Genomic DNA, 18,851 nt, shown 5'->3' with positions numbered 1-18,851 from the left:
CATACCTGAAAAACTATAGTTTCTCTTCTATTTGAAACTGCTTTCATCTTATAAAGTTAAAGTATAGCTTATGGGAACGAAAGCGGGGAATGCCCGGCAGACCAGGATTCCCGGACAGCTAATTAAAAGGGGGTACGGCAAATGAGTAAGAAAAAGAAACACTTCTCCTTGTTGTTGACAACGCTTTTAACCGTTTCACTGGCGCTTAGCGCATGTGGCGGGAACAGTAAGAACAATGCTGGAGGGGAAGCCGCTTCGGGCGGTAACAAAGCCTCGGAGGCTACCGAGAAGCCAGTGGAGCTGATCTGGTACACGATCGGGCCGCCGCAGAAGGATATGGACAAGGTGCTCGCGGAAGTCAATAAATACACACTTGAGAAAATTAACGCCACACTTGATATCAAAATGATCGACTTCGGTGATTACACGCAAAAGATGCAGGTTATGGCTGCTTCCGGTGAGCCGATGGATATCCTGTTCACCTCTTCCTGGGCCTTCGATTACGTGCAGAATGCCCGCAAAGGTGCGTTCCTGCAGCTCGATGACCTGCTGAAGAATCAGGGCAAGGGCATTGTGGACACGATTGATCCGGCCTTCCTGGAAGGCTCCAAGGTAGACGGCCACAACTATGCGATTCCGGCCAACAAAGAGCTTCCGGCGCAAGAGGTATTCCGCTTCAACAAAGAACTGCTCGACAAATACAAGCTGGATCTGACCAGCGTGAAGACGATGGCCGACCTTGAGCCGCTGCTCAAAACCATCAAGGAAAACGAGCCTGGAGTGACTCCTTACGCCATGGTTAAAGACTTCATGCCGGTGATGCCTTTTGACTATGTGATCGAGAAAATGCCGATGGCTGTCTATATGGACACCAAGGACTATAAAGTGGTCAACATCCTGGAAACTCCAGAGATCAAGGAAGCGCTGAGTACGGTCCGCAAATTCTATCAGGCGGGTTACATCTCCCCTGAAGTAGCGACTACAACCTCTGTAGATGACTTGTACAAAGCCGGCAAATGGTTCACCGACCGTGCGTCCACCCAGCCGATGGCCGACAATCTCTGGTCAGCAAGCTACGGATACCCAGTGGTGTCCACACCTGCCAGTCAGCCTTATATCTACAACTGGTCCGTAATGGGCTCCATGCAGGCGATCTCGGCTAACTCCGAGTATCCTGAGAAAGCGATGGAATTCCTGAACCTGCTGAATACCGATCCTAAGCTGCGCAACATGATTGACTCCGGGATCGAAGGCGTACACTACGAGAAGATCAGCGACAACATGATCAAGAACCTCCCGGATGCGAAGAACTACGATATGCCGACGTTCTCCCTGGGTAACATCATGATCAACTATCTGAATGAAGGCGACCCTGAGAACAAATGGGAAGAATTCAAGAAGTTCAATGATGCAGGTATCAATGCACCGCTGCTCGGCTTCAACTTCGATACGTCCAAGGTAACGAATGAAATCGCCGCTGTTCAGAACGTGAAGGAAGAATTCTGGGCACCGCTGATGACCGGATCTGTAGACCCTGAAGAGTATCTGACTAAGGCTAACGAGAAATTGAAGGCTGCCGGTCTGGATAAAATCATTGCCGAAGCTCAAACACAGATTGACGCCTGGAAAGCAGCGAATAACAAGTAGCATTCTATTCAAGATCGGGCGGGTGATTAGACTTGGCCCGATCTTTTTGTAAATATAAGAACTTATCTGTTCCACAAGATAACTTGTTCTTAAATTTCTCGCTGAAACGATACCGTCCTTTTGAAGGACGGCTTACCCGTTTCCGCTTGATCAACGGAAGAATTTTCCGGCATAGGAGGAACTGGGAGTATGGGTAAAATAGGAAAGTCCGCCAAGGATATATTAAGAAACAAAGTGCTGCTGTTTATGGTTCTGCCGGGCACACTGTGGTTTTTGTTCTTCTCTTACCTGCCGATGGCGGGTACAGTTATAGCTTTTAAGGAGTACCGCTTCAGCCGGGATGGCTTCTGGGCCAGCATCATCAACAGCAAGTGGGTTGGCTGGGATAACTTCAAGTTTCTGTTCAGCACCAATGATGCCTATCTGATCACACGCAATACTCTTTTGTATAACATAGCCTTCATTGTCCTGGGCCTGATTCTGTCAGTGCTGATGGCGGTGGTGCTGTCCGAGATTGCCAACAAGAAGCTGGCCAAATTCTATCAGACCGGAATGTTCCTGCCGTACTTTCTGTCCTGGGTTGTTGTGGGATACTTCGCGTTCAGCTTCCTGAGCTCGGAGCGGGGGCTGCTTAACGCCATGTTCGGCAGCAATATTTCCTGGTACTCGGAATCGAAATACTGGCCGTTCATTATTATATTCGTGTTCCTATGGAAGGCCGTCGGCTATAACAGCGTGGTCTATCTCGCCGCAATTATGGGTATAGACAAGTCGCTCTACGAAGCGGCGATGATTGACGGAGCCAGCAAGCTCCAGCAGATCCGCAGCATTACGCTGCCGATGCTGAAGCCGATCATTATCATTATGACCTTGCTTGCGATCGGTAAGATTTTCTATGCCGACTTCGGGCTGTTCTATCAGGTGCCGAGAGATTCGGGGACGCTCTATAGCGTGACCAATGTCATCGATACTTATGTATACCGCGGACTCAAGACTACCGGCGAGATCGGAATGAGTACAGCGGCGGGCTTGTATCAATCGGTGGTCGGATTCATCCTGGTTCTTACCTCGAACTACATCGTGCGCAAATTCGATAAGGACAGTGCGTTATTCTAGGGAAAAAGAAGGAAAGTGAGGTCATCCAAATGTCTGCTAATGCTGTGAAATCACGCGATTTCCACCGGCTGTCGACGGTGTGGAATGTTATTTTCAATATTATCGCCGGGGGCTTTGCCATCCTGTGTATCTTCCCGTTCCTGTTCGTTGTACTGATCTCGTTCACGGACGAAGGGGCGCTGGCGCGGGACGGCTATCAATTAATTCCGGCGAAATGGAGTCTGGAAGCCTATAAATATGTCTTTGGCTCGGGGGATACGCTGCTCCGTTCGTACGGGGTGACGATTGCGGTAACGGTCATCGGTACGATTGTCAGCCTGATGATCATTTCCCTGTACGCCTATGCCATTTCACGTAAAAGCTTCAAATACCGCAATTTCTTCTCCTTCTTCGCCTTCTTCACCATGCTGTTTAACGGCGGTCTGGTTCCGACTTACATTGTAGTCACTCAGATGCTGGGCCTGAAGGACAGTATTTGGGCGCTGGTGCTGCCGCTGGCGGTGAATGCTTTTTACATTATGATACTGCGGACCTTCTATATCACCAGTGTGCCGGATGCGCTGATTGAATCGGCCAAAATCGACGGCGCCGGCGAGTTCCGTACCTTCCTGAAAATCGTGCTGCCGCTGTCCCTGCCGGGTCTCGCTACAATCGGGCTGTTCAGCACCCTGGGCTACTGGAATGACTGGTTCAACGCCCTGCTCTATATCGATAACCCGAACCTGGTGCCGCTGCAATCGATGCTGATGCGGATCGAGACCAGTATGCAGTTCATTCTGCAGAATTCGCAGAACAGCTCGCTCAGCCTGGAAGCGCTCCGCTCCATGCCGCAGGATACCTCGCGTATGGCGATGGTGGTGCTGGCGACCGGGCCCATTATTTTCGCGTATCCGTTCTTCCAGCGTTATTTCATTCAGGGTCTTACGGTTGGGGCGGTTAAGGAGTAGGGTTCTATATAAATTTAAAAGATATTAATGAAAAGTAAGAAGGAGCGGAGGGGAAATTTGGAACTGTAGGAGCGGTAGCGTTCGCCTTTGTCACCGGATTTCCACCGCGAACAGCGGTTTAAATCAAGAAATCTGGGGACAACAGCGACCGAAAGTCCAAATGTTCACCGCAGTGACGACCAAACTTTGAATCGAAATCTTAAATGTATTTTATAGAGAACAAAGGGAGAGAGGGTGGGGCCAGGATGTTATATAGAGACCGTACACAGCCCGTCAAAGAGCGGACGAAGCATCTGCTCGGGCTGATGACGCAGGAAGAGAAGGTCGGCCAGCTGGTGCAGCTGTTCGGATGGCAGACCTATAATCATACAGATGGAACCATTGAATTGACAGAAGACTTCAAACGCCAGATCCGCGAAGGCGGTGTCGGCGCATTATACGGAACCCTGCGGGCCGATCCCTGGACAGGAGTTACGCTGGAGAGCGGGCTGGATGCACGGGCTGGAGCAGAGGCTGTAAATTCGATCCAGCGTTATGCGCTGGAGCATTCCAGACTGGGCATTCCGCTCCTCATCGGTGAGGAATGCTCGCATGGGCATATGGCCATCGGGGCCACAGTATTCCCGGTTCCGCTCCTGATCGGCAGCACCTGGAATGTTGATCTTTACCGGGAGATGTCCCGGGCGGTAGCGCGGGAGACCCGTGCTCAAGGCGGAGCCGTGACTTACTCTCCTGTGCTGGATGTGGTGCGTGATCCGCGCTGGGGCCGGACCGAGGAATGCTTCGGTGAAGATCCGTACTTAATCGGCGAATATGCCGTAGCCTCAGTAGAAGGACTGCAGGGCGACCAGCTTGACAGCAGCTCCAGTGTGGGCGCAACTCTCAAGCACTTCGTGGCTTATGGCAGCTCGGAGGGCGGCAGGAATGCCGGTCCGGCGCATATCGGCAAGCGGGAGCTGCTGGAAGTCGACATGTACCCGTTCCGCAAAGCGGTGGAAGCCGGGGCGGTGTCCATCATGCCGGCCTATAACGAGATTGACGGTGTGCCTTGTACGACGAACCGGGAGCTGCTGGAAGAGATTCTGCGCGGTGAATGGGGCTTCGAAGGCATGGTCATTACCGACTGCGGTGCGATCGATATGCTGGCCTCAGGCCATGATACGGCGGCTGGCGGCGAGGATGCAGCGGTGCAGGCGCTCTCGGCCGGGATTGATATGGAGATGTCCGGCGTCATGTTTGGCGGGTATCTGCTTACGGCGCTGCGCTCCGGGCGGCTCGATGAGCAGCTGGTGGATCAGGCGGCGGCGCGTGTGCTGGAGCTGAAGTTCCGGCTGGGCCTGTTTGAACAGCCGTATGCCGATCCTGATATGGCAGAGCAGGTGATCGGCAGCGCGGAGCATGCGGAGCTGGCACGCAGCGTGGCAGCAGAGGGGATTGTGCTGCTGAAGAATAACGGCATTCTTCCGCTCGCTAAGGACAAGGGCAGGATTGCGGTCATCGGACCGAACGCGGATATCGGCTACAATCAGCTCGGCGATTACACCTCGCCGCAGCCGCGTGACCGGGTGACTACCGTGCTGGCCGGAATCCGGGCCAAGCTTGCCGCTGAGCCGGAGCGGGTTAGCTATGCGCCGGGCTGCCGGATCAAAGACAGCTCCACCGAAGGCTTCGAGCTGGCGCGCAAGGTAGCAGGCGAAGCGGATATCGTTGTGCTGGCCCTGGGCGGGTCGAGTGCCCGGGACTTCGGCGAAGGCAGTATCGATCTGCGGACCGGAGCCTCCAAGGTAACGGAAAATGCGCTTAGCGATATGGACTGCGGTGAAGGCATCGACCGCATGTCGCTGCATCTGTCCGGCGTTCAGCTGGAGCTGTTCAAGGAGCTGAAGGCGCTGGGCAAACCGGTAGTCGTTGTGTATATCAACGGACGTCCCATTGCTGAGCCTTGGATCGATGAGCAGGCGGATGCTATTCTGGAAGCCTGGTATCCGGGGCAGGAGGGCGGCCACGCCGTTGCCGACATCCTGTTCGGCGATGTCAATCCGTCCGGCCGGTTGACCCTGTCACTCCCGGAGGATGTCGGACAATTGCCAGTGTACTATTTAGGCAAACGCTCCCGGGGTGCACGTTATCTGGAAGGTACCTCGCAGCCGCGTTATCCGTTTGGCTTCGGACTCAGCTACACCGAGTTCAGCTATAGCGGACTCCAGGTCCAGCCTGCGGTGATCCGGGCGGGCGGAACAGCTGAGGTTACAGTGGAGGTAGAGAATACGGGCTCCCGCAGCGGTGCGGAGGTCGTGCAATTATATATTTCTGACCTGGTTAGTAAGGTGACAAGACCGGCTAAGGAGCTTAAAGGATTCCGCAAGATCGTGCTGGAGCCGGGAGAGAAGCAGAAGGTGAGCTTCACGCTGAGTGCAGAGCATCTGAGCTACATCGGGCCAGACTATACAGCAGTGGTCGAACCGGGAAGCTTCCGCATCGGTGTCGGCAGGAATGTGAACGACACGCTGAATATAGATCTTACGGTCATGGAGGACTAGAGATGGAGCAGATAAACATCGAACGGATTAACCGGTTCATCCGTGAATGCTCACAGCAGCAATGGCTGGAATACCGGGTGCTTGATGACTGGAAGGTCTTCTCCACTGTCTACCGGCAGCCGGGCCATTATGACGAATCGCAGCCCTACCCGGGCAGTGAATCGTTCGGATTGTTTCCAAGCGTACAAGGGACCACTTATTACTTCCGCACGACCCTGGATATTCCGGCGGACTGGAGTGATCAGGATACCGGGCTGATCTTCCAATCCGGCGGCGAAGGGCTGCTGCGGGTGAACGGAGCCTCACGGCAGGGGCTGGACCGCAATCATACCTATGCTTCCCTGAACCCGGAGACCGGCGGCAGACACCCGGAGATTGAGATTGAGCTGTATGATCCGATCCCTGAGCCGGATGATCCGCTGAATAAGCAGGCGGTCATTCAGCCGCCGGTCCGGTCCATCACCGCCGCACTGGTCAGAGTGAACCTGCCGGTGCAGTCGCTGATGTATACGGTGACCGTGATCCGGGATTCGATGCTTCTGTTGCCGGAGCAGGATTTCCGGCGCGTCCGTATGCTGGAGGCACTGCATCAGGCGATGGATGCTTATGTGAATTTGGGGCCTGACGTTTCGCAGGCTGGCAAGGAGATAGAGACGATTGAGCAGGCGCTGGCCGCGAAGGTGAAGGCCATCGGCGGCAACAGCGAGGGCTTCATTCATATGATCGGGCAGTCGCATATCGATATCGCCTGGTTATGGCCTACCCGGGAGACGGTGCGCAAGACCAGCCGGACCTTCTCGACGGTACATGCCCTGATGGAGGAGTACCCGGAATACCGCTATGCCCAGAGCCAGCCGCAGCTGTTCGCGTATCTGAAGGACAATGATCCTGAGCTGTACATGAAGGTGAAGGCACGGATTCAGGAAGGCCGCTGGGAGCTGGTCGGCGGCATGTGGGTCGAGCCGGATCTGAATATTCCGAGCGGAGAGTCCCTGATGCGGCAGATGCTATATGGTCAGCGGTTCTACCAGGAGGAGTTCGGCCAGCAGTCCGAAATTGAATGGCTGCCGGACACCTTCGGCTATTGCGCCTCCCTGCCGCAGATTCTGAAGCACGGCAAGGTCCGTTACTTCATGACTACGAAGCTTGGCTGGAATGACACGAACGTGTTCCCGTATGATCTGTTCCACTGGGTCGGCATTGACGGGACAGCGCTATTATCTTACATGAATCATGGCGTGAATGAGAGTACACTGCCGAAGGATGTCCACGAGCACTGGCAGTCCTACCGCCAAAAAGCCGTTCACAGCGAGCAAATGCTGCTCTACGGACACGGCGACGGCGGCGGCGGAGTGACCCGGGAGATGCTGGAATACCTGTCGCGCTCGGAGCTGATGGTAGGCCAGCCGGCCTCCGGCTACAGCACGGCGGCGGATTTCTTCGCCGGCATCGAGCAGGCAGCACCGGAGCTGCCGGTCTGGCAGGGCGATCTGTACCTGGAGCTGCACCGGGGAACCTATACGACCCATGCACGGAACAAACGCAATAACCGCAAGGCCGAGATTCTGTACCGGGAAGCGGAGCTGTGGCAGACGCTGGCCGGACACCGGCTGTCACCGCAGCGGCGGGAAGAGGTAGGGCAGGCTCTGCATGAAGGCTGGAAGCTGATTCTGCTGAACCAGTTCCATGATATTATCCCCGGCTCGTCAATTCCCGAGGTCTATGAGACCTCGGATAAGGAATACAAGAACATCTTCGTCCTCGGAGAAAGCAGCCTGAAGTCTGTCATGGAGGCCACCGTAGCGGATATTGATACCCGTGGCGAGGGACAGCCTTATGTCATCCTGAACGGTCTGGGCTGGACCCGGGATGTGGTAGCCGAGCTTGAGGTTGCCTCTGAAGTGGAACCAACTACTGCCGCCGTCTATGACCGGAACGGAACACGGCTTCCGGCAGAGCTGGCTACAGCAGGGAAGCAAGCGGTGCTGCGTGTCCGGGTGCCGGACGTTCCGGCATTCGGTTATGCCACCGTATGGCTGCGGGAAGAGGCGCAGGGTGCGGACGCAGCGGATGCAGGCAACCACTCCATCTCTGCGGTGAACTCCGCAGCGTTCGATGATCGCTGGGAGACCGGCTATTACCGGCTCCTATTCAACGAATTAGGCGAGATCATCAGCCTGTATGACAAGGAAGCCGGGCGCGAGATTGTGAAGTCCGGGGAGGCCCTGAACCGGCTGCATTTCTTCCATGACCGGCCGATTCTATGGGACGCCTGGGACATCGACAGCCGATATGAGGAGCAGCCTGCCGGAGCAGCGGTATTGCTGGAGAAGCGGCTGCTGTCCACAGGTCCGGTCTGCGACATATTGTTCTTCCGCTGGAGCCTCGGAGAGTCGGAAATCGAGCAGGAGCTGATCCTGTACCACGCGGATAAGCGGATCGACTTCAAGACGAAGGTACAGTGGAAGGAAGCCCATAAGCTGCTGAAGGTTGGCTTCCCGGTGGATGTAGTCACCAGCAAGGCCACGTATGAGATTCCGTTCGGCGCACTGGAGCGGACCACGCACCGCAACACCAGCTGGGAGCAGGCGCAATACGAAGTCTGCGGGCACCGCTATGCTGATGTGTCGGAGCATGATTACGGCGTCAGCCTGCTGAACGACTGCAAATACGGCTATGACACGCAGGGTAGCACCATCCGTCTGTCGCTGCTGCGCGCCCCGCGCTGGCCGGATCATTCGGCGGACCAGGGAGAGCATGAATTTACCTATTCGCTCTACCCGCATACCGGGGATTGGCGTTCGGCGCATACCCAGCGCAAGGCCGCTGAGCTGAATCATGCTTCCTATGCGGTAGCCTGCGAGGCAAGTGCAGGGCAGCATCCGTCCACCGGCTCCTTCCTTCCCTATGAAGGGAAGCAGGTGGTGCTCGATACCGTCAAGCTGGCCGAAGATGGACGAGGCAGCATCCTGCGGCTGTATGAATCCGCTGGAGGACGCGAGACCGTGCGGATCCACTGGCCGCTGCCGCACTCGGCTATCTACCTGTCCAATGCGCTGGAGGAAGAGACCGAGTTGCTGCCGAATGAAGGCGGCGTGCTGACGCTAGACTTCCATCCGTTCGAGATTAAGACGATTAAGATTATGAATTCTAATTTAAGCTGAATATACAAATAACAAAAAGCAAAAGGAACGGAGGGGAATTTTGGAACTGTAGGAGCGATAGCGTCCGCCTGAAAGCTTTCCGCAGGAAAGCTCGCATCGTAAGCATTAGCTAGTCACCGGATTTCATCCGCGAACAGCGGTTTAAATCAAGAAATCTGGGGACAACAGCGGCCGAAAGTCCAAACATTCACCGCAGTGACGATAAGCTTTTAGTTAATATCCTAAGTCCAGCTATACCAATAGATTAAGCGATAAGGAGACTACTACCTTGGAACAATTCAGACTTCCCCGCATCGAGATGCCGGAGCTTGCGCTGCCGTCATCCATTCAGGCCGTGCTGGCCGACGCCGAAGCGAAGCTGGCCCACCGGCCCAAGCTGCAGCGGCTGTTCCGCAACTGCTTCCCGAATACATTGGAGACGACCACCAAGCTGCTTGATGACGGAACTACCTTTGTCATTACGGGTGACATCCCGGCCTGCTGGCTGCGCGATTCGGTGGAGCAGGTTATTCATTATGTGCCTTTTGCCGCAGAAGATGCTGACCTCCAGCGGATTATCGGCGGGCTGATCAAGCGACATACCGAGTATGTGCTGATCGATCCTTACGCCAACGCCTTCAATGAATCGGCCAATGACTGGCACTGGAATGCCGCCGATGTGACCGAGATGTCGCCCTGGGTGTGGGAGCGCAAATTCGAGATCGACTCGCTGTGCTTCGTGATCCGGCTGGCCCATGCTTACTGGGAAGAGACGAAGCAGACCGATTTCTTCACCGCCGATTTCAAAAAAATGCTCCGCGTCATCACCGACCTGTTCAAGCGCGAGCAGCATCATGCCGAACAGTCACCGTACCGCTTCACCCGGAACAACGGGATTATCGAGGATTCCATCCGTAACGGCGGTCTGGGGATGCCTGTGAATTACACCGGCATGATCTGGTCCGGCTTCCGTTCCAGTGACGATGCCTGCGATTTCCACTACAACATTCCGGGGAATATGTTCGCTGTAGTGGCGCTGCGGCAGATGCAGGATTTTGCCGAGTGGGTCTTCCGGGATCTGGATTTCCTGGCTGAGCTGAAGGAGCTGGAGCAGGAGGTCGATCACGGCATTAAGCTGTACGGCATCTACCGCCACCCGGAATTCGGGCCGATCTACGCCTACGAGACAGACGGTTACGGCAATTACAGCCTGATGGATGACGCCGGAACGCCTGGCCTGATGTCCATTCCGTACCTGGGTTATCTGAACAACGACGATCCGGTCTATCAGAATACGAGACGCTTCGCGCTGAGCAAGGAGAATCCGTTCTACTTCGAGGGCAAGGCCGCCAAGGGAATCGGCAGTCCGCACACCCCTCCGGGCTATATCTGGCATATGGCCTTGTCGATGCAGGGCATTACGGCAGACAGCAAGGAAGAGCGGCTGGCGGTCATCGCCATGCTGGAAGCCACCGATGCCGATACCGGCTATATGCATGAAGGCTTCCACGCCGACGATCCGTCCGTGTTCACCCGCAAGTGGTTCGCCTGGTCGAACAGCTTGTTCTCGCAGCTTATTTTGCGGGCGCTGAAGGAAGGCATTCTCTAAATATTGAAGTCCAAAACTTCTCTGGAGTCACGGCTAATCCATAACAAAAAAATCATAAGTTCAATATAAATATTTTTCACAGATAAAGGAGACCTGATCATGAGTACAATTATTGGAGAAGCACTACCGAACATCCCTTGGCAGGAGAAGCCTGAGGGCACGAATTCCCCGGTATGGAGATATTCCGCCAACCCGATCATTCCGCGCAACGCCATTCCGAACTCGAACAGTGTGTTCAACTCGGCGGTCATTCCGTTTGAAGGCGGGTTCGCGGGTGTGTTCCGCTGTGATTCGCGGTCGGTCAGCATGGATATCTTCGCGGGCTTCAGTGAAGACGGTGTGAACTGGAAAATCAACCACGAGCCTATCGTATTCGAGGGCGATGAAGAGATCACCAAGCGCGAGTACCGCTATGATCCGCGTGTCTGCAAGATTGATGACCGGTATTATGTGTCCTGGTGCAACGGGTACCACGGTCCAACGATTGGTCTGGCGTACACATTCGATTTCAAAACCTTCCACCAGCTGGAGAATGCCTTCCTGCCGTACAACCGTAACGGGGTGCTGCTTCCGCGCAAGATTGGCGGCAATTATGCGATGCTCAGCCGTCCGAGTGATACGGGGCATACGCCGTTTGGCGATATTTTTTACAGTGAGAGTCCTGATCTGACCTTCTGGGGCAAGCACCGCTATGTGATGGGTACGGTTGACGGTGACGCTTCTGCTTGGCAGTCGAAGAAGATTGGTCCCGGACCGATTCCGATTGAAACGGACAAGGGCTGGCTGCTGATCTACCATGGCGTTATCAACACCTGTAACGGGTTCGTCTACCGCATGGGGGTTGCGCTGCTGGATCTGGATCAGCCTTGGAAGGTAAAAGCCCGCTCGCGCAACTATATCCTCGGCCCGGAAGAGCTATATGAATGTGTGGGCGATGTGCCGAACGTGACGTTCCCTTGCGCGGCATTGACCGATGCGGCTACCGGACGGATTGCCATCTACTACGGCTGTGCAGATACGGTGACGGGACTGGCCTTCACGACTGTGGATGAGCTGATCAGCTATATGGATGAATATCCGCTGGAGATTGAGGGGTAACCGGTTATGACCAAACAACAGACGGCACATATTATCTCGCATACGCACTGGGACCGGGAGTGGTATCTGCCTTATGAGCGCCATCACATCCGGCTGATTCAGCTCGTGGATACTTTGCTGGACACTTTGGAGCAGAACCCGGATTTTCGCAGCTTTTTCTTCGACGGGCAGACGATTATCATCGAGGATTATCTGCAGGTCCGTCCAGAGAACCGGGAGCGGCTCACGCGGCATATTCGGGAGGGCCGGATCTATATCGGTCCTTGGTACATTCTGCAGGATGCGTTCCTCACCAGCCCGGAAGCCAACGTGCGGAACCTGCAGCTGGGACATCAGGATGCGGCAGTCTATGGGGAAGTGTCCAAAATAGGCTATTTCCCGGACACCTTCGGCCTGACCGGACAGATTCCGCAGCTTATGCAGCAGGCGGGCATCACCAACGCCTTCTTCGGGCGCGGAGTGAAGCCGACAGGCTTCAACAATATGGTCTCGGATGACGGCTATGAATCCTCGTTCTCGGAGCTGGTGTGGGAAGGGCCGGATGGCTCACAGGTGCTGGGCATCCTGTTCGCCAACTGGTATTCCAACGGGAATGAGGTTCCGGCTGAGCTTGAGGAGGCCAGCCGCTTCTGGGAGCGCAAGCTGGGCGATGCCCGGCAGTATGCGGCGACCGACCAACTGCTGTTCATGAACGGCTGCGACCATCAGCCGCTGCAGACCGACCTCCCGGAGGCGATCCGCACGGCGGAGAAGCTGCACCCGGAAGTCTCCTTCGTTCACTCGAACTTCCCGGACTATATCAAGGCAGTGGAAGCTTCGCTGGCTGGCCGCAGCCTGTCCACGGTGAAGGGGGAGCTGCGCAGCCAGCGCACGGACGGCTGGGGGACGCTGGTTAATACCGCTTCCGCCCGCGTCTACCTGAAGCAGCTCAACCAGCGCGGCCAGGCCATACTGGAAAAGGTGGCCGAACCGCTGGCCGTTATTGCTAAGCTGCACGGCGGGGAGTATCCGCAGCATCTGCTGGATTATGCGTGGAAGACGCTGCTGCAGAACCATCCGCATGATTCCATCTGCGGCTGCAGCGTGGATGAGGTGCACCGCGAGATGGTCACCCGCTTCCACAAAAGCTATCACACCGCCGAGGGCATCGTAGCGGATAGTATGCAGGCGATCACCGCAGCGGTCGACACCTCCGGCTTCGCCGCTTACAGTGAAGAAGCCCTTCCGCTAGTGGTAACCAATACCAGCGGCTGGAGCCGCACAGGTACGGTAACCGTTGAGCTGGACGCAGCCCGCCAATATCTGCGCGATGGGCTGCCTCTCGAAGAGAATGCCCGGCTGATGAAAGCCGTAGAATTGGCCGGACGGGTCCTGGTCGATGAACAAGGCCAGCAGGTTCCTTGTACGGTAGAGGATCTTGGCCTGTCCTTCGGCTATGATCTGCCGGATGACCGGTTCCGCCAGCCGTATAGCTGCAGCAAGGTGCGGCTGACTTTTGAAGCGGCGGATGTTCCGGCGCTTGGGCTGCGCACCTATGCTTGGGTCCGCCCTGTTGGGGCGGCTGCCGAAAGCACTCCGGCGATGAATTTGCAAGCGGAGGCTTCGCTGGTTCAAGCCGGACGCGTGCTGGAGAACGATACGCTGCGGGTCGAGGTTATGGCTGACGGCTCCTTCACGCTGGAGCATAAGCCTAGCGGCAAGATCTACCGTGACCTTGGTGTCTACGAGAATACCGGTGACATCGGGAATGAATATATGTACAGAGCGCCTGCGGGTGAAGTGCCGCTGACGACTCTCGGCCTTAACGCGGATATCGCTGTTATTGAAGATACGCCATACCGGGCTTCCATCGAAATCAGCCATTCCTGGGAGATTCCGGCTTCGGCCGATGCCCTGCTGGAAGAAGAGCAGCGGGCGCTGGTCTATTACCCGGAACGGCAGGCTAAGCGTAGTGCCGCTACTGTAACCCTTAAGCTGCGGACCGTCTTAAGACTGGAACGCAGCGGCAAAGGCCTGGAAGTGAAGAGCTATATTAATAATATGGCTAAGGACCACCGTCTGCGGATGCTTTTCCCTGCGGATCTGGCCGCAGCTTCCCATCGCGTAGATTCGATGTTCGAGCTGGCGGAACGTCCAAATGAGCCGGCGCCGGAATGGCAGAACCCGAGCAATGCGCAGCATCAGCAGTGCTTCGTGGATGTTACCGGGGAGAATGCAGGTCTCACGGTTGCGAACCTCGGATTACACGAATATGAGATTCTGCGGGATGGCCGCAATACCATTGCCGTTACGCTGCTCCGCAGTGTCGGCGAGATGGGCGACTGGGGCTGGTTCCCTACGCCGGAAGCCCAGTGCCTGGGGGAACAGACCGCAGACATGCTGCTCCTGCCGCATAGCGGGGATGCCGTAACCTCCGGTGCCGCTGCCGCTGCATACCAGTTCCAGATTCCATGGACCTGCGCGCAGGCAGAGGTTCATGCGGGGACGATTCCCGCCGTATATTCGGTTGTTCGCTGGAATGGCGAGACTGCTGCGTTCTCCTCTATGAAGCTTAACAAAGAGCGCGGCGATGTGCTGCTCCGCTGGTTCAACCTGACGGGCCAATCCGGTATACTGGATCTGGAAGCCGCGCTGCCGGTTGCTGCCTTCTATACTTCGAATGTGCTGGAAGTAGAAGGTGAAGAGCTTCCGTCTGAAGGAGCCGCTTCCCTTAAGCTTCAGCTTGGCGGACATCAGATTACAACGGTCGGCATCCGGCTGAACTAATCCTGGAGTAGGTGGGAGGAGTATGAACATGAGTATGGATGAGCCATTAGATCATAACGTCTCCAATAACGGCCCGCTTACCTGTGTACAGCAGCAGATTGCGGCGGTATCCGGGGGACAATGGCGCTTGTCTGCCGGGTTCAAAGCGCGGATTGTGGACAATGCGAGATCGGATAATAACAGTGTTCTGAACGAAACAGTCTTTATGGTTCTGGGTCAATTCTCAGGCATTCTGACCCCCGCTGACCACATCATTACTCTTGTTCACGGGGGCGTGGAACCGCCTGCTTCAGGCGACATCGTCATTGAGCTGACGGATTATGAAGCTACTGGAGAACTGGACAGCCAGGAAGCTTACGTCATTGACATCGGGACGTATGCGAAGATCACCGCCTCAAGTGAACGTGCCGTGATGTATGCTCTGTGGACATTGCTCCAGCGGCTGGCCGATGACGGCTCCGTATCTTGCGGCACCATCACCGATTATCCTGTCATGCCGGAGCGGGCGCTGCATATCGACATCGGCCGCAAATTCTACAGCGAAGACTGGCTCCTGGAGCGGATCAGAGAGATGTCCCGGCTGCGGCTGAATACGCTGCAGCTGCATTTCTCGGAGAATGAGGGCTTCCGGCTGATGAGCGAGAGCCATCCTGAGGTGGTGTCGGAGCAGGCTTTAAGCAAGCAGGAGATGAAGGCGATTATCTATGCCGCCCGGCGGTATCATATCGACATTATCCCTTCGTTGGATTCACCGGGGCATCTGGGCCAGGCCCTCCGGACGCATCCAGAGTGGCTGCTCAAGGATGCAGCGGGCAACCCGGCCCCGGGTGCGCTGGATATTACGAATCCGGCGGCCCGCCGGTTCGTGCTGGAGCTGATCGACGAATATGCCGAGTTATTTGCCGGCAGCCGCTATTTTCATATCGGCGGGGATGAATTCATCAACTTCGCGGAATTCGATAAGTATCCGCAGCTCGCGGAGTATGCTCAGAATGTGCTGAACATCAGCGGCGGCACGGGTGTGGACACGTATATTGATTACCTGAATGAGGTCGCTGAGCATCTGGAGTCGAAGGGCTGGACGGTCCGTGCCTGGAATGATGGCCTGTACCGTGCAGATCAGACCCAGCGTGTCGCGCCTAAGCCATCCATACAAATTACGTATTGGACGAAGTGGCACCCGATGATGGCCCCGGTGGAGGACATTCTTGCCAAGGGTCATCAGGTGATCAACTACAACGATGGCTACTTGTATTATGTGCTGGGCGAGCACGCAGGCTACAAGTATCCGACAAGCGATAAGATCCGCGCCTCCTGGCATCCCGGCCTGTTCCCGAACCGCACCGGCGAAGCCAAGCAGGAATACGCGGGAACCTATCCGCACGAACTCATCGGCACCACCTTCTCCATCTGGAGCGACAAGCCGGAAGCGCAGAGCGAAGCGGAAGTGGCCGCTGGCCTCCGCGGCCCGCTTCGGGCGATGGCGGAGTTAGCTTGGCTGGGGAAGCAGGATGCGGCGGAGTAGATGGCTGTATAGACAGCAGAGTAAACAAATCGTATATTCTTTATGATTGCAGCAACGGATACCGTCCGCTTTGAGGGAGGTCCGTTGCTGTTTTTTGTGTGAATGCGGAAAATCGAACATATTGGGCGTGACGGAGGTGCGAGGGCCGGATGTAATCGAAAAACCGACTACATTTAGTGTGACTGAGGCGCTTGGACCAAATGTAATTGAAAAATCGACCATATTGGGCCTGACGGAGGCTTGTGGCCCAAATATAGTCGAAAAACCGACCACATTGGGCGTGGCGGGGGCGTGTGGTCCCAATGTTGTCGAAAAACCGACCCTATCATTAATGCCTAAATATCTTAAATTCACTTTATATACATTTATGGTAATATAATAGGCAAAAAAGACAGGCGGTGCAGGTGTGCAGAAGATCAAAGTCTATCATTACGACGCATTCAGCAGCATTCCAAACAAAGGGAACCCCGCAGGGGTTGTCCTGGACGGCGAGGGTCTCACGGAGCAGCAGATGCAGGAGATCACAGCGAAGGTGGGCTTCAATGAGACGGCGTTTCCGTTAAAATCCAACCAGGCGGATCTCAGAATCCGCTATTTTACGCCGGGGCATGAGATTAATCTCTGCGGCCACGGGACCATGGCGTTGTTGTATGCCTTGAAGACCAAGGGGATGCTAGGGGACAAGAAAGAGCTGACCATCGAGACCAAGGCAGGCGTCTTGCCCATCCGCATCACAGAAGACCACGGCGGGCTCTATATGACGATGAGGCAGGCCAGCCCGCAGTTTCAGCCTTTTAACGGATCACTTGAGGACCTGGCCCGTTCGATTGGACTCGAACCCGGTGATATAGACGGGACGCTCCCCGTGTTGTACGGCAGCACTGGAACGTGGACCTTACTGGTCCCGATAACCAGCCTTGACGCCTTCAACCGGATGGTGCCGGACAACAAGCGGTTCCCTGAGGTGCTGAAGGAGATGCCCCGCTCGTCGATTCACCCGTTCTGCCTGGAGACGTATGATCCTGAGGCGCATATGCACGCCCGCCATTTCTCCTCCCCCTTCTCAGGGACCATCGAGGACCCGGTGACTGGCACCGCCTCTGGAGTGATGGGAGCCTACTATTCCAGGTACATCAGCAGACAGACCGCTGCGACAGAGCTTGTAATCGAGCAGGGCCTGGAGATCGGCAGGGACGGCAGAGTCAGGGTGTCCGTGTCGGACAACGGCAATACTATAGAAGTGACGGGCAACGCAGTGTATGCGAATGAATTTGATGTGATGCTGTGATCGCCCTCATTCCTGTGATTTGTCAGCTCTCCCCCTTGCCATAATGTAATCCCGCCTGATAGGCCTGTTCCAGCAATGCCTCACGATGTCCGGGAGCGGAACTCGCAGTCTCGTAGAGGAATTCAACCTTGGAGTCTGTGATTCCGCAATAATCGGCAATCCCCACGTTAAGCAGACGGGCGATAGCTTCATCATAGCTGCGCTTTTTCATCTGCGCCTCGGTTACGCCTGCCAGCGCCAGCCATAGCGCACGATAACCCTGCAGATTATTTGTGCCGTAGGCAACCCTGTTGTTCACCACCCGGTCGATATATCCCTTCAGCATAGCGGGCAGATGCCACCACCACAACGGAAACACAAATGCCAGACCGTCATGCTGCCGCATCCGCTCCATTTCCCGCTCTAATTCAGAAGAATAGGGCTGTTCCTCTTCACCTGCGGTCATATGGAGTTCCTCCATTCCTTGCAGAATAGGGTCAAACCCGATCCCATGCAAATCCAATATCTCATATTCATGGCCGGCCTGGCTCAATCCCTCAGCGAAACGGCGGGCAGCCTGGAAGGTCAGGGAATCCTGTCTCGGATGCGATAAGACGATTAATATACTCATGTTAGTGTCTTCACTACCTTTCTTGTTAAGCAGGTTTGTAGCCTTGTTGCTTGGCTGATGCTATTATATACAGGAATCATGCTTACCCGGAAGTACGCACCTTGATGTACTATAGGAAGATATTCGTACCTTAGGAACCTTGAGGTTCCCTACATAATGGAGGCAGACGCAATGACCGAGCAGCGTGAAGATCACGTTCCGAAGAAATACAAAGTTGGCGTTGAGGCGGCGCTGGAAGTGATGGGCGGCAAGTGGAAGCCGTTAATTATCTACCATCTCATGACCGGACAGAAGCGCACCTCCGAGCTGCTGCGGCTCATTCCCGGCATCACCCAGAAGGTGCTGACCGCCCAGTTAAGAGGCCTGGAGAGCGATGAGATTATCTCGCGGAGGATCTACCAGGAGATTCCGCCCAGAGTGGAGTATGAGCTGACGGCCTACGGCTGGGGGCTGAAGCCCGCGCTAGACCTGTTATGCTACTGGGGAGAGGAGCACCTGGACAGGATTCATGGCGACAGGTCCAAGGTGCTGGAGGATTTTTAGGCAGCAGAGATAGAGACAG

12 protein-coding genes are annotated in these 18,851 nt (G+C 55.5%); 11 read left to right on the top strand and 1 reads right to left on the bottom strand.

What is annotated here, in order from left to right:
- Positions 1-141: 141 nt before the first annotated feature.
- From K1558_RS05425 to K1558_RS05380, 10 genes are all read left to right on the top strand, one after another.
- The gene (locus K1558_RS05425; protein ID WP_238650372.1) at positions 142-1,647 is read left to right on the top strand and encodes an ABC transporter substrate-binding protein; all 1,506 of its coding nucleotides are present in this window, start codon (positions 142-144) and stop codon (positions 1,645-1,647) included.
- Positions 1,648-1,836: 189 nt separating this feature from the next.
- Complete coding sequence (locus K1558_RS05420) at positions 1,837-2,763, top strand: ABC transporter permease (RefSeq protein WP_238650371.1); 927 nt, start codon at positions 1,837-1,839, stop codon at positions 2,761-2,763.
- A gap of 29 nt (positions 2,764-2,792) precedes the next feature.
- On the top strand, positions 2,793-3,710 hold the full coding sequence (locus K1558_RS05415) for a carbohydrate ABC transporter permease (RefSeq protein WP_238650370.1): 918 nt from the start codon (positions 2,793-2,795) through the stop codon (positions 3,708-3,710).
- Positions 3,711-3,955: 245 nt separating this feature from the next.
- The gene (locus K1558_RS05410; RefSeq protein WP_238650369.1) at positions 3,956-6,250 is read left to right on the top strand and encodes a glycoside hydrolase family 3 N-terminal domain-containing protein; all 2,295 of its coding nucleotides are present in this window, start codon (positions 3,956-3,958) and stop codon (positions 6,248-6,250) included.
- A 17-nt stretch (positions 6,251-6,267) separates the two neighbouring features.
- Entirely contained in the window at positions 6,268-9,414 is a 3,147-nt protein-coding gene (locus K1558_RS05405) for an alpha-mannosidase (RefSeq protein ID WP_238650500.1), read from the top strand.
- A 268-nt stretch (positions 9,415-9,682) separates the two neighbouring features.
- The gene (locus tag K1558_RS05400) at positions 9,683-11,002 is read left to right on the top strand and encodes a glycoside hydrolase family 125 protein (RefSeq protein ID WP_238650368.1); all 1,320 of its coding nucleotides are present in this window, start codon (positions 9,683-9,685) and stop codon (positions 11,000-11,002) included.
- A 99-nt stretch (positions 11,003-11,101) separates the two neighbouring features.
- Positions 11,102-12,100 carry a glycoside hydrolase family 130 protein gene (locus K1558_RS05395; RefSeq protein WP_036731574.1) on the top strand — a complete coding sequence of 333 codons (999 nt, stop codon included), beginning with the start codon at positions 11,102-11,104 and terminating at the stop codon, positions 12,098-12,100.
- Positions 12,101-12,106: 6 nt separating this feature from the next.
- Positions 12,107-14,866 (top strand): alpha-mannosidase, encoded by a 2,760-nt coding sequence (locus tag K1558_RS05390; protein ID WP_238650367.1) that lies wholly within the window; start codon positions 12,107-12,109, stop codon positions 14,864-14,866.
- Between the two features lie 28 nt (positions 14,867-14,894).
- The gene (locus K1558_RS05385; protein WP_238650366.1) at positions 14,895-16,391 is read left to right on the top strand and encodes a beta-N-acetylhexosaminidase; all 1,497 of its coding nucleotides are present in this window, start codon (positions 14,895-14,897) and stop codon (positions 16,389-16,391) included.
- A 406-nt stretch (positions 16,392-16,797) separates the two neighbouring features.
- On the top strand, positions 16,798-17,679 hold the full coding sequence (locus tag K1558_RS05380) for a PhzF family phenazine biosynthesis protein (RefSeq protein ID WP_238650365.1): 882 nt from the start codon (positions 16,798-16,800) through the stop codon (positions 17,677-17,679).
- A 22-nt stretch (positions 17,680-17,701) separates the two neighbouring features.
- Here K1558_RS05380 and K1558_RS05375 read toward each other — a convergent pair whose 3' ends face one another.
- On the bottom strand, positions 17,702-18,289 hold the full coding sequence (locus K1558_RS05375) for an NAD(P)H oxidoreductase (RefSeq protein WP_238650364.1): 588 nt from the start codon (positions 18,287-18,289) through the stop codon (positions 17,702-17,704).
- A 171-nt stretch (positions 18,290-18,460) separates the two neighbouring features.
- Here K1558_RS05375 and K1558_RS05370 point away from each other — a divergent pair, with 171 nt between their 5' ends.
- Positions 18,461-18,832 (top strand): winged helix-turn-helix transcriptional regulator, encoded by a 372-nt coding sequence (locus K1558_RS05370; protein WP_238650363.1) that lies wholly within the window; start codon positions 18,461-18,463, stop codon positions 18,830-18,832.
- The last annotated feature ends 19 nt before the right edge of the window (positions 18,833-18,851 follow it).

This window comes from Paenibacillus piscarius (assembly GCF_022234545.1).
Classification (GTDB): domain Bacteria; phylum Bacillota; class Bacilli; order Paenibacillales; family Paenibacillaceae; genus Paenibacillus_AQ; species Paenibacillus_AQ piscarius.
Note: the sequence above shows the minus strand (reverse complement) of the source record. Positions and strands in the feature narration are given on the sequence as shown.

What these genes read in the sequence shown, in the direction of transcription:
- K1558_RS05410 (WP_238650369.1), top strand. Translation starts at nt 3,956, where the DNA reads ATGTTATATAGAGACCGTACACAGCCCGTCAAAGAGCGGACGAAGCAT.
- K1558_RS05420 (WP_238650371.1), top strand. Translation starts at nt 1,837, where the DNA reads ATGGGTAAAATAGGAAAGTCCGCCAAGGATATATTAAGAAACAAAGTG.
- K1558_RS05385 (WP_238650366.1), top strand. Translation starts at nt 14,895, where the DNA reads ATGAGTATGGATGAGCCATTAGATCATAACGTCTCCAATAACGGCCCG.
- K1558_RS05370 (WP_238650363.1), top strand. Translation starts at nt 18,461, where the DNA reads ATGACCGAGCAGCGTGAAGATCACGTTCCGAAGAAATACAAAGTTGGC.
- K1558_RS05375 (WP_238650364.1), bottom strand. Translation starts at nt 18,289, where the DNA reads ATGAGTATATTAATCGTCTTATCGCATCCGAGACAGGATTCCCTGACC.
- K1558_RS05395 (WP_036731574.1), top strand. Translation starts at nt 11,102, where the DNA reads ATGAGTACAATTATTGGAGAAGCACTACCGAACATCCCTTGGCAGGAG.
- K1558_RS05390 (WP_238650367.1), top strand. Translation starts at nt 12,107, where the DNA reads ATGACCAAACAACAGACGGCACATATTATCTCGCATACGCACTGGGAC.
- K1558_RS05425 (WP_238650372.1), top strand. Translation starts at nt 142, where the DNA reads ATGAGTAAGAAAAAGAAACACTTCTCCTTGTTGTTGACAACGCTTTTA.
- K1558_RS05415 (WP_238650370.1), top strand. Translation starts at nt 2,793, where the DNA reads ATGTCTGCTAATGCTGTGAAATCACGCGATTTCCACCGGCTGTCGACG.